This is a genomic window from Streptomyces calidiresistens (assembly GCF_014141525.1).
Classification (GTDB): domain Bacteria; phylum Actinomycetota; class Actinomycetes; order Streptomycetales; family Streptomycetaceae; genus Streptomyces; species Streptomyces calidiresistens.
In genome coordinates, this window is record NZ_VKHS01000052.1 from 1 (window position 1) to 13,691 (window position 13,691).

Consider the following 13,691-nt stretch of genomic DNA (forward strand, 5'->3'; position numbering starts at 1 on the left):
CCCCGGGGTGGGAGGGGGCGGATCAGCAATCGCATCCGCAGCAGTCGCAGCAACCGTCCCCCTTGCCGCAACCGCAACACGAACACCCGGACTCGCAGCAATGGGTGCAACCGCAGTCCCCGCAGTCGCAGCAGTCGGCGTAGCGGTGGCACAGTCCCTCCCGCTCCTCGCCCGTCCAGGGGTCGGTGTAGGAACTCGCGCAGCACAGCCGGCAGGAGCACAGCAGCCCGGTCCACACCGCGCAGCCCGCGATCAGCCCCCGCTGCCGGGCCGGCGGGGGCGCGACGTGCCGCCCCGGCGGGAGGTCCCCCGGCGGGGTGTGCGCGCAGACCGTGCCGAAGGTCCGCTCCACCGCACGACGCGACTCGTGGACCAGCAGCACGTGCGCCAACCGGTCGTCCGCGAACCGGACGTCCCGCAGGGCGAGCGCGATGCCGCGCACCGCGTCGTCGCACAGCCGCCGCGCCTCGGCAAGGTCCCGGCCGGTGGCCGCGATGGGGTTGAACGCCCCCGCCGCCGTGTCGGCCGGCAGGTCCTCCACCGCGTCCAGCAGGTGCGCCAGTCGCCCGAACAGCCGCCCGACCTCGGCCAACGGCACGGCGTTGGCGGGGCGACCGGCCAGGTGCGCGGTGTGCGCGAACGCGGCGGCGGTCGCGGTCTCCGTCGGCTCGGTGACCGGGAGCAGGGAGCTGCCCGGGCGGACCGCCGCCTCGATCGCGGTCTGTCGGTCCACGGCGTCCACCAGCACGGCGGTGTCGAATCCCACCGCACCGCCCGACCGGGCCCCGGCCCGGGCCCATCCCGTCGCCAACCGCCGGGCGGCCCGGGCCGGCAGGGGCCGGGCGAGCGGTCCGTCGCCGTCGGCGACGTGGTCGCGGACCTTCGCCGCCGCGAGCACCAGCGACACCGCCGCCGCCAGGCGGGCCCCCTCGCCCCGGGCCACGGGGGCGGTGCGCATCCCGCGCAACGGGCAGGGTCCGGCCGTGCGGCGGCGCCCCGCCACCGGACCGGTCTGCGCGTCCACCAGCACCGACACCAGCAGCGCGTCGTAGTGGGTGAGCAGCCGGGCGGCCTGACCGTGCTCGCCGCGCAACGCCAGGCACAGCCCGCACAGGTGCGCCGTCCACTCGGTCCGCAGCCCCGCCGTCAGCCGGTGCGCACACGGTCTGATGATCCCGAACATTCCCGCTCCCCTCTCCGCTCCCCCGTGGAGCGACCGTGGGACCGGCGCGCGGTGATCGCGACCGGCGTCCGCATCCTGCCGGCCCCGGGAGCGCGCTTCGACGGTCGGTACGGATTCGGTACGGGACGGGGACGGACCCGGGGCGGCCGGGGCGGGGTGCCCGGCGTCGGCGGTCCACCGGACGGCGCGCGGGCGGCCCCGGAGAACCGACCCGCGCCCGCGGCGGCCCCGGCGATAACCGGTGGGAACGCCGGCCCGCCCGCACTACGCTGACCGGCGCGGCGCGGCCGGCGCCGCCGAAACGCCGCGCGGCGCCGTCGAGGAACGGCGCCGACCGACCGAGGATCGTCACCATGGGCCATGTCGAGGCCGCTCACCTGGAGTACCACCTGCCCGACGGACGTCCCCTGCTGGACGACGTCTCCTTCCGCGTGGGCGAGGGCTCCGCCGCCGCCCTGGTGGGACCCAACGGCGCCGGCAAGAGCACCCTGATGCGCCTGATCGCCGGGGAGCTGACCCCGCACGCCGGGAAGGTGACCGTCAGTGGCGGGATCGGGGTGATGCCGCAGTTCATCGGCTCGGTCCGGGACGAACGCACCGTGCGCGACCTGCTGGTCGCCGTCGCCCCGCCGCGCGTGCGCGAGGCCGCCGAGGAGGTGGACGCCGCCGAACTCGACATCATGGAGCGGGACGACGAGACCGCCCAGATGCGGTACGCCCAGGCGCTGAGCGACTGGGCGGAGGCACGCGGCTACGAGGCCGAGACCCTGTGGGACGTGTGCACCACCGCGGCCCTCGGCACGCCGTACGAGCGGGCCCGGTGGCGGGAGGTGCGCAGCCTGTCGGGGGGCGAGCAGAAACGCCTGGTGCTGGAGGCCCTGCTGCGCGGTCCCGACGAGGTGCTGCTGCTGGACGAGCCCGACAACTACCTCGACGTCCCCGGCAAGGAGTGGCTGGAGGACCGGCTGCGGGAGACCCGCAAGACCGTCCTGTTCGTCTCCCACGACCGGGAACTCCTCGCCCGCGCCGCCGAGCGGATCATCAGCGTGGAGCCGAGCCCGGCGGGTGGGGACGTGTGGGTGCACGGCGGCGGCTTCGAGGGGTACCACCGTGCCCGGGAGGAGCGCTTCGAGCGGTTCGAGGAGCTGCGCCGCCGCTGGGACGAGAAGCACGCGCAGCTGAGGAAGCTCGTGGTGGACCTGCGGCAGTACGCCTCGCGCAGCGACGAGATGGCCTCCCGGTACCGGGCGGCCAGGACCCGGCTGCGGAAGTTCGAGGAGGCCGGGCCGCCGCCGGAGCCGCCGCGCAAGCAGAACATCACCATGCGGCTGCGCGGCGGACGCACCGGCATGCGGGCGGTCACCTGCGAGGGGTTGGAGCTCACCGGGCTGATGAAGCCGTTCGACCTGGAGGTCTTCCACGGCGAACGGGTGGCCGTGCTGGGTTCCAACGGCTCCGGCAAGTCGCACTTCCTGCGCCTGCTCGCCGGTGGGGAGGTCGCGCACACCGGATCGTGGCGGCTCGGCGCGCGGGTCGTGCCGGGCCACTTCGCGCAGACGCACGCCCCGGAGGAGTTGGCCGGGCGCCCCCTGGTGGAGATCCTGTGGACCGACCACGCCCGGGACCGGGGCGCGGCGATGAGCGCCCTGCGGCGCTACGAGCTGACCCGACAGGCCGAACAACCCTTCGACCGGCTCTCCGGCGGCCAGCAGGCCCGGTTCCGCATCCTGCAACTGGAACTGGCCGGCAGCACCGCCCTGCTGCTCGACGAGCCGACCGACAACCTGGACCTGGAGTCCGCCGAGGCCCTCCAGGAAGGGCTGGAGGCGTACGAGGGGACGGTGCTGGCGGTCACCCACGACCGCTGGTTCGCCCGGTCCTTCGACCGGTTCCTGGTCTTCGGCTCCGACGGCCGGGTCCGGGAGACCCCCGAACCGGTCTGGCACGAGGCCCGCGTCCGCCGCGCCCGCTGAGGAAACGCCCCCACCGCCGCACCCACCGACCGGGACCGACCGGGACCCGCCACGGGGGGGCGGCGATCAGGGGGGCGCGGGCACGCCGCCCTCCCGCTCCCCCGCCGCCGGGGAACCCACCGGCGTCCATCTCCCGGCGACGGCGCGCAGGTCCTCGCTGCCGAGGGTGTGCAGGGCCGTGGTGAGCGCCCGCAGGAAGACCTCCCGCTGCGGCGGCGTGCGCAGGTCGGTCAGCAGGTGGTCCACGAAGCGGGCCACCTCCTCGTGCAGCGGATCGCGGTCGGCGACCCGACGCGGCCGGAGCGAGCCGGTGGCCCCGTGCAGGTCCTCCAGGTCACCGAGGCGATCGGGGTGGCGCTCGATCCACCACGCCGTCCGCCGGTCGGGGTCGGCGAGGACGTCCCGCAGGAGATCCAACCGCAGTGCCACCTCGGCCCCCTCGCGCTCCACGGCGGCGAGGAACCGGTGGTGCTCCTCCGCCGCCCGCCGGTCCCGCCGGCGCACCCGGAGACGGACCGAGCCGCACACCTCCGGCCCCGGGGCCGGGGCGAACCACGCGCAGATCCCGTCGTTCGCCGCGTCCCGGGCGCCGAGGGGGTCGAGCGCGGAGCGCCCGGCGAGGATCCGTTCCACCCGTTCGCGCAGCCGACGGCGGGCGCTCCCGGTGTGGTCCGGGGCGCCGGGGTCCGCCGGCTCGCCGTCCGGGGGACGGCGTACCTCCCCGGCCAGGTGAACCGTGAAGAACGCGCCGGGTTCCCCCGCCCGGAGCCGCAGGCCCCGCATCCGGAACGACGTGACCGCCCGGCGCCGGGACGCCGACCGGGGGCGCCCCGTTCCCTCCCCGGTCTCCTCCTCCATGGCCCTCACCTCACGTCACCTCGCGCCGTCCCGGGTCACCTCACGCCGTCCCCCGTCGTCCCACGCCGTCTCACGCCGTCTCACGTCGGCGGGGCGGGCGAGGGCGCGGCGTCCGGTGCGTCGGGGGCGTCCGCCGTGACCACCGGGGGACGGGCCGGTTCGGCACGACGGTCGGAGGGGGCCGGCCCCGGCACGGTCGGCGGCCCCGGCGGGGCACCCGGCGTCGCGGGGGCCTCCGGGTCCAACCTGAGCCGGCGGAACAGGTGGGTGCGGCGCCGGTGTCCGGGCCCGTCCCCGCGATCCGGGCCCACCAGGAGTTCGGCCACCCCCGGCTCGCCCAGGCGCCCCTCGATGACCCCGGCGACCACGTCCACGGCGAGGTCGTCCGGGAGGCGGGGCGAGTCCAGCCAACCCTGCAGCACCTCCCGGGTGCGCTCGGCCGTCGCCGGGTGCCGCCAGGCGGCCCGCCATCCCCGGATCAGCAGGGCCGACGGGGGGAAATCCCCGGAGGGCTCCACCGCGAAGGCGTCGGCGGACCCCGCCCCCGGGTCGACGAGGGTGAGGAAACCGCGGGCCCCCTCCTCCGCCGATCGGGGATCCCCGCTCTCGGCCCGCTCGACCATCTCGGCGAAGATCGCCTCGCGGTGCCGGGGGTCGGCGGCCAGGGTCCGGAGCGCGGCGGCGACCGCTTCGGCGCCCCTGCCCCCGGTGCGGGAGATCAGCAGCCGCAGGCGGGTGAGGGCGACTCGCGGGTACCGACGGCCGAACGCCCCCGCGCACACGGCGGAGACGGCCTCGGCCATCTCGTCCGCGACCTCCGCCCGCTCGCACCAGGCGCGGAGCCGGCGGCGCACCGCGGGCCCCGGGCCGGGGGCGACCGCCAGCCTCCCCAGCACCTCGACGGCGAGCCGGCGGTGTCCGGCGCGGCCGTCGAGGATCCACCCCTCCACGGCGTCCGACACCGCCTCCCCCGCCGGACCGCCGGCCAGCCGGGTGAGTGCCCCGGCCACCCGGTCGGTGTGCGCCGCGGCCGGGCCGCCGGGCAGGGTCACCTCCACGGCCCAGGTCAACATCGCCTCCCGCAGACCGGGGCGTTCGCGCCACACGTGGGCGAGCACCGCGTCGGGCAGACCGGGACGGCGGGCGGCCAGCGAGAGCGTGTCCTCCCGCTCGTCCCGCACCGCTCCGATGGTCCCGAGCCGCGCGGACAGGTCCCGGCCGGCGAGCGCCCCACCGGGGGGAAGCTCTCCCCCCACCGCCCCGAAGAGCCGGTCGGCGGCCTCCAGGACGACCTCGGTGGGTGCCCCCTCCAGGAGGGCCGCGGCGATCAGCAGCGCCCGCTCCCGGAGGTCACCCGTCTCCGTGTGCTCGCCGAACCACTCGATGAGATGGGGCGTCCAGTGCCGGTACTCCCGGGCCACCTCGTCCTTGGGGCGGTTCTCCGGGGCGTGGACGATGATGCGGGCGAGGCGGACGGCGTCGCCGGGGGTGCTCCCGCTCCCGAGGAGCCCGGAGATCGCGGGATGGGCCAGCCAGTCGGAACGGTCGGAGCCGAGGTGCCGCAGATGGGCCCCGACGACCCGCCGGGCGGACGGCAGCGCGTGGGAGAGCCGGGGCAGGGAGGCGGGGAGGCCGGGTGCCCGGACGGACGGCGTGACCAGCAGGATCAGGAAGGTCTCGGACTCCGCCGCCCGGTCCCGGTACTCCGCGAGCCCCCGGCAGAAGTCCTCGGGCAGTTCCTCCTCGGCCCCGAGGTCGAGCAGGAAACCGTGGCGGGGGCGGTGGGGAAGTCGTCCGATGCCCGGACGGTCCCAGTCGGGGATCAACTCCCGGATCCGCTCGTACGGCAGGCCGGTGTCGTGCAGGACGCGCAGGGCTGCGGTGCGGCGGCCGGTGCCCGGGCGACCGACGAGCACCAGGACGTTCCCCCGGCCGCCGCGCCGCAGGCACTCGACGGCGTGGTGGATCCATCCGGCCTCCGCCCCGGCGGTCTCCTCGTGCACGTAGGCGTGCTGGACCACCGCGAACTCGTCGGCCGGAACGGGGACATCGGTCAAGTGCTCCCACACCCGCCCGTGGGGGTGTCCGGTGTGGTGGTGCCCGGGGTGGCGATGATCGCCGACCACCTGCGTGATGTCCACGGTCGTTCCTCCCGATACGGGCAGACGTGCGGGCCACATGCTTCCGCCCGGGAATTCATCTTCGCCAGTCGGGGGGAGAACCTGTCTCATTAACGCGCCGGAAGACCGAAACGCCGAGGCCGGAATTCACCGAAAATAACTAGACCCGTACAAGCGTTCGTCGAACGATACGTGAGGGGCACCCCGGATGCCCTTCTTGGACAGCACGCGAGAGCATGCCTCCCAGGCGCTCCGGAAGCGGCGAACGGGCCCGTTCCCGCCCCACGACCGGACGACCGCGCTTCCACCACCCCATGAAACGGGCCGGTGGAATGGCCTCGCGGCAGGTCACGGAGTGGTTCCCGGCCGGCCCCTCACCGGCTGAACAGGAGACAACCACTCCGCTTCGGAAACGGAGGGTCCCCCTTCGGTCGTCGGGAGGGGGATCACCCCCGCACGCACGGCCCACGAACTTGAACAGTTCCGAACCCCGGGGCGGTCCGGCGTAGATGACGCCCGTATCTTCCGGAACAGCTCCTCCACGGGCTCGGCAGACCTCGCAGAGGAGCGAAGGACGCAGCCGGAGCATTTCGTTCCGCTCACCTGCTTCGTGAAGCATCCACGACCCCATCCGAAAAGGACTACCCTTGGACCTTTCGGCATGCGCGAACCTGCATGCGGGGAAGGCCATCCGGAGCAGCGCGGGTGATCGACCGAGGAGTCGCGTCGAAGCGGTGAGCCCCCCGTATGGATCAACTGGCCACCGACAGTGATGATTCAGAGTGCAACGGAGGCAAGTTCCCGGCGCCGGAGGGGTCGGGGAAACCGGGTGGGAAGGACTCGCAATGTCGTCCGGGGCCACGCCCGGGTTCCCGGCTCCATCGTGCAGGCCGATGCAATTGGAGGGGGCTTACACCTCCACCCGTCCCCCGCCTCACCTTCCGGGGCGTTGATCCGGGTGGAACGCAACGGAGAAGCCATTGAGTTCTTCGATGCGGAACCGGCACGCCTCTGGTTGGCCGGAGCTCCGACCGGCGCGACGTTTCCCGCTCCGTCGGTACCGGTGGGCCGCGACGCCGCCCCCGTCACCGAACAGAGGGGTTCCTCGATGCAGGCGCTGTACCCGACCTGCACAGTTCTGCGCGGCCACACGGAAAACGGCACAGCGGTGGCCTTCGCATCCGAAGGGCGATGGTTGGCGACCGCCTCCGACAACGGCACGATCCGCCTGTGGGAGGTTGCCACCGGTTGCCCTGTGAGCGCACCGCTCACAGGGCACCGTGACGGGGTACGAGCCGTGGCTTCCTCCCCCGATGGACAAGCACCGGCAAGCGGGAGTCGGGACCGCACCATACGGGTCCGGAATCCGCTCACGGGACACACGGCCGCCGTCCGGGACATCGCATTCACGCCTGACGGCACGCTGTTGGCGGGCGTCGGTTCGGACCCGCACGATACGCCTGTGGGAGACGGCCACCCGCGCCCCTGCCCGATCTCCGCTCACAGGCCACACCGGTGGAGTGGATGCCGTGGCGTTCTCCCCGGACGGACGGTTTCCGGCAAGCGCCGGGCAGGACGCCGCCGTGCGTCTGTGGGACCCCTTGAGCAGCCGATCCCCGGGCGCCCCGTCGGCAGGCCATCGCAGCGCGGTACGAGCGGTGGCCTTCTCGCCCGACAGTCGTCTTCTCGCGACCGGTGGCCGGGACGAGACCGCGCGACTGTGGGACACCACCGACTTCCGGCTCATCGGCGCCCCCTTGCGCGGCCACAGCAACGCAGTTGGAGCCGTGTCCTTCTCGAGCGACGGCACACTACTCGCGAGAGCGAGCACGGACCGCACGGTGCGCCTGTGGAATCCGGCTGACGGCCTTTCCCTCGGCCATCCTCTGACGGCCACGTCAGCGGTCTCAGAGCGGCAACGGTCGCGCCCCACGAGTCATTACCGGCGAGCACCGACGGCCGGACCGCCCTGCTCCGGCGCGTGCCGAGGGGACGAACACGGCTCCCTCTCCCCGCGTTGACGTGAACGGGCAACAACCACCACCTTCACACCACACGGATCTTTACGGGGACGGAGTGAGTCCCGGCCATCGCCACGTCCCCAAGAGGCGGACCCACGCCTCGCGCCTCCGGTGACAGAGACCTCCCCCGGTCGGAATCCACCACTTCCGGCCCCGCGAACGCGTCCACCCGACGAGCAAGACGATGCTCCGACCACTCGTGTCATGACCTTCCACTGCGCCTGTCACGCCCCGGAGTGAACCGGCGATTTCCTTTCTCCATATGCCCGCCGTTCTTCACCGCCTCCTCGAGAATCAGGAGAATGCAGGAGGGCCTCTTCGAGGCAACCCACCGAGACCCGTCACTTTGTATGAATGGCCGGACTCCGGGAGTTCTCCATCAACCTCGTGAACACCACTCGAACTTCTCGACCCCAGGAGGCACACTCGTGCGAAGAACTCGAAAAAAGTACGTTTTCCACCCTTTACAGGGAAGGTGATTCCCAGCACCCTGGTCACCTGACCGAACCCCGGCCACGCGGAGGCGTCATGACCCTGAGGTTCATCGGTATCGACCCCGACACGAACGGGGGAAACTGCCCCTCCGTATGGGTTGATGAAGAGACGGGTGACCTGCTCTTACAGGGTTGGGAGGTCACGGATCACGATACCCTGGCAGAGGTGGGGGCACGGAGTCCGATCGCGGAGCACGAGAAGATCGTGCGCCTACCGGCCCGAATGCGAGCGATCATCCAGGAGGCGTGTGATGACGGAGCGGCCGACCTTCGATGAACTTTTCGCCTCATGTCGACATTCAGCCATACATCTCGAAATGCGGGATATGTACACTCCCGATGATCCGGTCTACCTCGACTGGAAAGCGGGCGTGGAGATCGATCCCGTCGAACGCTTTCGTGACTGGTACGACCTCATCGTTCGCACCGTCGGGCGAGGAGTGCGGGTCAGACGTGCGCGCATCGTGTCGGAGCCGCTGACGGACTTCATCCGACACGAGCACGAGGTGACGCCGCGCCTGAACATCCCGGCCGGGGAGGAAGTCCGGTGGCTGCCCAGGCGAAGGGCTTCGGATCTCGCATTACCCGGTAACGATTTCTGGGTGTTCGACAATCGATTGGTGCGTTTCGGCCACTTCGCGGGTGATGGAACCTATCTCGACCAGGAGACCACCGAAAACCCCGAGGTGGTCGGGTTGTGCACCTCCGCCTTCGAGGCGGTGTGGGAGCGCGCCATTCCGCATGAGCGGTATCAACCGGAGATGCCCCTGGAGAGGGCCGGTCGCTGATGGCCCCCTCTCCCGGCATCGACAACACCTTCTCCGGCGGTCGAGCCGATGCCGTCATCCAGGTCGGAACCGTCCACGGCAACGTCCGCGTCGATCTTCCGGCACAGCGGGAATCACCCCCGCCACGGCAGCTGCCGATCCCCCCGAGGGACTTCGTCAACCGGAGGGAGAGCATCCGCTTCCTCGACGACCTTGTTTCCGGGCTCATGGCCGAAGAGAGCAAGGGACCCACGGTCCTCACGGCACTGGCCGGTTTCCCCGGTGTCGGCAAGACGGCCCTCGCCGTGCACTGGGGGCACCGGATGCGAAGGCATTTCCCCGACGGGGACCTTTACGTCGACATGCAGGGCCATGGCCCCGGACCGGCCCTCACCGCCATGCGGGCCCTGGATTTATTTCTGCGGGCCATGGATGTCCTTCCCGAGAGAATCCCGGAGACCCTTGAGGAACGCTCCGCCCTCTTCCGCACGATGACGTCGGGCAAACGCATGCTCGTGGTCATCGACAATGTTCCGTCACCGGCCCTGGCACGCCCCCTCCTGCCCTCGGGCCACCGTTGCTGCGTCGTGGTCACCAGCCGCAATTCACTGGCAGGCCTGGTGATCCGGGAAGGAGCCAAACGTGTGCCCATTGATGTGCTGAGTCCGGAGGAGTCGGTCGAACTCCTCACCGGGGCCATCGGCTCGTCCCGCGTGGAGCAGGAGCGGGAGAGCGCTCTGCGTCTCGCGGAGTTGTGCGGCCACCTGCCCCTGATGTTGCGGATCGTGGGCGAACGGGCCGCGAGCAGGCCTTATCTCACGCTGGGCGAACTGGCCGACGAGGTGGCCGAGGAGCAGCGAAAAATGGACATGGCGGCCTCCACCCGGGATGAGTCGAGTGACACCCGGGGCGTCTTCTCGTGGTCCTATCGAGCCCTGTCCGAGGAGGATCGTCGGGCCTTCCGTTTCTTCTCCCTCCACCCGGGGCCGGACATCGGGGTTCACGCCTTCGCCGCCCTGCTCGGTGAGCCCCTTCCGACAGCCGGGGCGCGGTTGCGCGCGCTGGCGGAGGCCCATCTCGTCCAAGAGGTGCGTGCCCATCGGTACCGCATGCACGATCTGATGCGGTTCTACGCGTTGGAACGGGTCGGGGAGGAGGAGTCGCAGTCGGAAAGGACCCGCGGTATCCGTCGTCTCCTCACCTGGTATCTCCTCACCGCGGACGCCGGCCGCCGCGCGATCCTTCCGCACTCCGCCGCGGTGCCCCTCGTGCCGGCCGGCCGGATCGAGGTGAGGGAGTCGTTCGCCGATCACACCGAAGCCCGGCAATGGTTCGACTCCGAACATCCACATCTCGTCGCCGCGCTGCGACAGGCTGAGGATTACGGACAGTTCGATCTACTGTGGAAATTGGCGGTCACGATCAGTGGTTTTCTCGAGTTGGCCGCCCATTGGACGGACTGGGAAAAGTGCGCTCGGGCCGGAGTCTCCGCCGCCCGAACCCTCGGTGACGACCCGGGCGAGGCCCTGTGCCTCCTTGTCCTCGCCGACGCGCAATGGCGGGCCGGCAGGTCCGAGGATGCGGCCGAACGCTATCGGGAGGTACTTCTCCTCACCGATGGTCCCGAACCCTCGTGGCCGAGAGGTTTCGCCGTACGCGGCTTGGGGCTGCTCTCGGAAGAGGCGGGGGATCCCGAGGCCGCCGAAGCGCACTTCGAAACCGCGCTGGGGATCTTCCGCGACGCCGACCATCGACGGGGCCAGGCCATGGCCACGTTGAGTCTGGGCAAAGTGGCTCGGGCCCGTGGGGAGCAAGGGAAGGCACTGTCCGCACTGACCCGTGCGGTGGACCTCTTCGAGGAAATCGACGACCGCTGGTCGATCGCCTGGGGGAAACTCCACCTGGCACCGATTTTGGCGGAGATCAACCGCCCGGCGGCCGCTGTCCTCCAGGCCGAGGAAGCACGAAAAATCTTCGGAGGGTTCGGGGATCCGCGCGGAGAGGCGCTCTCCCTCGAACTTCTCGGTGACTTCTCGCTGGGCGCCGGGAAGCGTGAGGAGGCCGGTAACCACTGGGGCCTGGCCGCCGCGCTCTACGAAAGGCTCGGCGACGCGGAGAGGGCCGACGCACTGCGCAACCGTCTCGGCGCGGGGTGATCGGAGGCGGGGTGTTGGGGGATCGGTTATCGACACCCCGCCTCCCGGCCGCCGCCCCGGTCGGGGACAACCGGAGGCACGCGACTCAGGCCCCTCTGTCCTCCGGATTGGCGGGGGGTGGCAGCGGGGACGTGGTCCATGTCAGTCCCGAGAAGTTGTTTCCCTGGATCACGGGACCGTGGAAGCTTCCTCCGCTGATGGTGTTCTTCACCTCCACGCCCGCGACCCGCACCTCCCGGGCCCGGGAGACCCACTCCTCCAACCCCGCGCGGAAATCAACATCCACCGCGGCCCGATACGCCAGTGCCGCACTCAGTGCTCGTCCGCGCTCCTCGTCGGCCGGCGCTTCCTCCAACGCCACCAGCTCCGGCTCCGCCGGAGCCACTTCCGCCCTCTCCCCCACCTCCGGGGGTTGGTCACCCCGGCGGAAGGGACGCCGGACCAGGGCAGCCAATCCGTTCCACGACTGGCGCCCCAGTTCCCCACCGGCACCCCCCGCCAGAGCGAGCAGAAGCCCCACCGCCACCGGTTCCACAGCGAACCACCCCCTGTATCGGCCGTATTGATCGTTCACCACGGTACGGGAACGGAAGGCGTTACGGAGTCACTCGATGACGTTGCGTTGCCGTTCTCCCCGGTCAGGGGTCGCCGGGCGCGAGGAGGGCGGCGGGGTCGGGGGTCCACGGGGAGGAGGAGTCGTAGCGGTCCGCCCGCACCGGGACGCCGGTGTCGGCGTCCACCACCCCGTGGATCATCTCGTCCCCCATGGTCATGAGCAGCAGCCAGTGGGCACGCCACTCGTCCCCGTACGGGTCGTCCTCGGGGCGTTCGGCGACCAGCACGGCGTCGGCGGTGTCGGCGTCCTCCACCCGCACCGACAGGTGTTCCTCCAGCACTTCCCACGCCTCGATCTCCGCGAGTCGCACGGCCGGTGGGTCGGGGATCGTCGTGCGGTCCAGCCACAGTTCGGTGAGGGTGCCGTTCGGGTCGATCCGCAGGTCCAGGCGGGTGGGGAGCAGCAGTCCGTCCCCGGTGCGGTGACGCCACCGCACCAGCCATCCGCCCCCGGCGTCGGCACCGACGGGGTCGGCGGTCGCCTCGGCGCCGCGCACCAGGTCGGCGTGGAAACGGTCGGCGTAGGCCCCGGCGACGGCGAGTGCCTCGCCGGCCGTGCCCGCGGGCCCCTCGGCGCCCGGGACGGGGAAGCCGCGGGCGGCGTCGGGGTTCCCGGGGTCGGCGGGGACCAGGAGGACCCTCAGTCGGTCGCGGTCGGGCCAACTCAACTCGGCCAGTCCGGTTCCGAAAAAGGCCGTGACCCTGCCACCGGGAACATCCGGCGAGAACTCGACCTCCATCTCCTCGTCCCCCTGCCCGGCCGGTACGGGGGTTCCGAAGGCCCCGACGAGCGCCTCGGAGATCGCCGCGCGCTGCCCGGCGTCGGCCGCGAGCGCGGGTACGTGGTGGTTCACCCGGTCGAGCACCCACGGGGTGATACCGACCGTCCAAACACCCGCCAGCACGGCGGCGGTCCCCAACGCCCCGATGGCGACGTGCCGGGTGGGGAGTCGGGACGGGGAGGCCGGGCGGTGGCGCAGCAGCGCCACCACGGTGCCCGCCACCGTCCCGACGACCAGCCCGGTGGCGTTGGCGATCAGGTCGCCCGTCTCGCAGATCCGGGCGACGAAGGGCAGTACCGCCTGTGCCGTCTCGATCCCCGCGGAGAACAACACACCGGAGATCAGCACGAGCCCGGGACGGCGGGTGGCGAGGGTGCCGAAGAGACCGACGGGCACGAACATCGCGATGTTCATCCACCCCTGCGTGTCGGAGAACGGCTCGGTGACACTCCGGTTGACCACGCAGACCCCGGTCTCCCCCGGGGAGCCGGAACTCCACAGGGTCACGGCGAGGATTCCCACCGCGCAGGAGGCCGACAGGGCCCACATCAGCGGGCGCGGGACACGGTTGCGCAGCAGCAGATGGGTACCGACGAGGGTGACGAGAGCGAGGGCGGCAAGAAGGACGAGGAAGCCCTCCTCGCCGCCGAATATCGCGGATAACACGGTGGGGTGCGCCTTTCGCGGGGAAGCGGACCGGTGGCCCGGGCGAGGGGGAGGGG

Annotated in this window: 10 protein-coding genes and 1 pseudogene; 6 read left to right on the forward strand and 5 right to left on the reverse strand. The window is 71.8% G+C overall.

From position 1 onward, the window contains the following. Positions 1-22: 22 nt before the first annotated feature. Complete coding sequence (locus FOE67_RS04455; protein ID WP_182660626.1) at positions 23-1,183, reverse strand: DUF5685 family protein; 1,161 nt, start codon at positions 1,181-1,183, stop codon at positions 23-25. Positions 1,184-1,536: 353 nt separating this feature from the next. Here FOE67_RS04455 and FOE67_RS04460 point away from each other — a divergent pair, with 353 nt between their 5' ends. After that, positions 1,537-3,156: an ABC-F family ATP-binding cassette domain-containing protein gene (locus FOE67_RS04460; protein ID WP_182660628.1), complete on the forward strand. Its 1,620-nt coding sequence runs from the start codon at positions 1,537-1,539 to the stop codon at positions 3,154-3,156. 66 nt (positions 3,157-3,222) lie between these two features. On the opposite strand, the gene FOE67_RS04465 is transcribed toward FOE67_RS04460, so the two are convergent. After that, complete coding sequence (locus FOE67_RS04465) at positions 3,223-4,014, reverse strand: hypothetical protein (RefSeq protein WP_182660630.1); 792 nt, start codon at positions 4,012-4,014, stop codon at positions 3,223-3,225. 80 nt (positions 4,015-4,094) lie between these two features. After that, positions 4,095-6,155 (reverse strand): hypothetical protein, encoded by a 2,061-nt coding sequence (locus FOE67_RS04470; protein ID WP_182660632.1) that lies wholly within the window; start codon positions 6,153-6,155, stop codon positions 4,095-4,097. Between the two features lie 1,087 nt (positions 6,156-7,242). On the opposite strand from FOE67_RS04470, the pseudogene FOE67_RS30605 reads away from it, so the two are divergent. From FOE67_RS30605 to FOE67_RS04495, 5 genes and pseudogenes are all read left to right on the forward strand, one after another. Then, positions 7,243-7,569 (forward strand): annotated as a pseudogene (locus tag FOE67_RS30605) (WD40 repeat domain-containing protein); the annotation flags it as partial. Positions 7,570-7,594: 25 nt separating this feature from the next. After that, positions 7,595-8,155, forward strand: a complete 561-nt coding sequence (locus FOE67_RS30610) for a WD40 repeat domain-containing protein (RefSeq protein WP_369075286.1) — start codon at positions 7,595-7,597, stop codon at positions 8,153-8,155. A 528-nt stretch (positions 8,156-8,683) separates the two neighbouring features. Then, the gene (locus FOE67_RS28850) at positions 8,684-8,926 is read left to right on the forward strand and encodes a hypothetical protein (RefSeq protein ID WP_228473539.1); all 243 of its coding nucleotides are present in this window, start codon (positions 8,684-8,686) and stop codon (positions 8,924-8,926) included. After that, positions 8,901-9,437, forward strand: a complete 537-nt coding sequence (locus FOE67_RS04490; protein WP_182660636.1) for a DUF6879 family protein — start codon at positions 8,901-8,903, stop codon at positions 9,435-9,437. Before FOE67_RS28850 ends, FOE67_RS04490 begins: the two co-directional genes overlap by 26 nt. Next, positions 9,437-11,572 (forward strand): ATP-binding protein, encoded by a 2,136-nt coding sequence (locus tag FOE67_RS04495; protein ID WP_182660638.1) that lies wholly within the window; start codon positions 9,437-9,439, stop codon positions 11,570-11,572. Before FOE67_RS04490 ends, FOE67_RS04495 begins: the two co-directional genes overlap by 1 nt. Positions 11,573-11,657: 85 nt before the next feature. Here FOE67_RS04495 and FOE67_RS04500 read toward each other — a convergent pair whose 3' ends face one another. Together FOE67_RS04500 and FOE67_RS04505 are read right to left on the reverse strand one after the other, a co-directional pair. After that, positions 11,658-12,092, reverse strand: coding sequence for a hypothetical protein (locus FOE67_RS04500; RefSeq protein WP_323384208.1), 435 nt, complete (start codon positions 12,090-12,092; stop codon positions 11,658-11,660). Positions 12,093-12,210: 118 nt separating this feature from the next. Next, complete coding sequence (locus FOE67_RS04505; RefSeq protein WP_182660642.1) at positions 12,211-13,635, reverse strand: VanZ family protein; 1,425 nt, start codon at positions 13,633-13,635, stop codon at positions 12,211-12,213. Positions 13,636-13,691 lie beyond the last annotated feature (56 nt).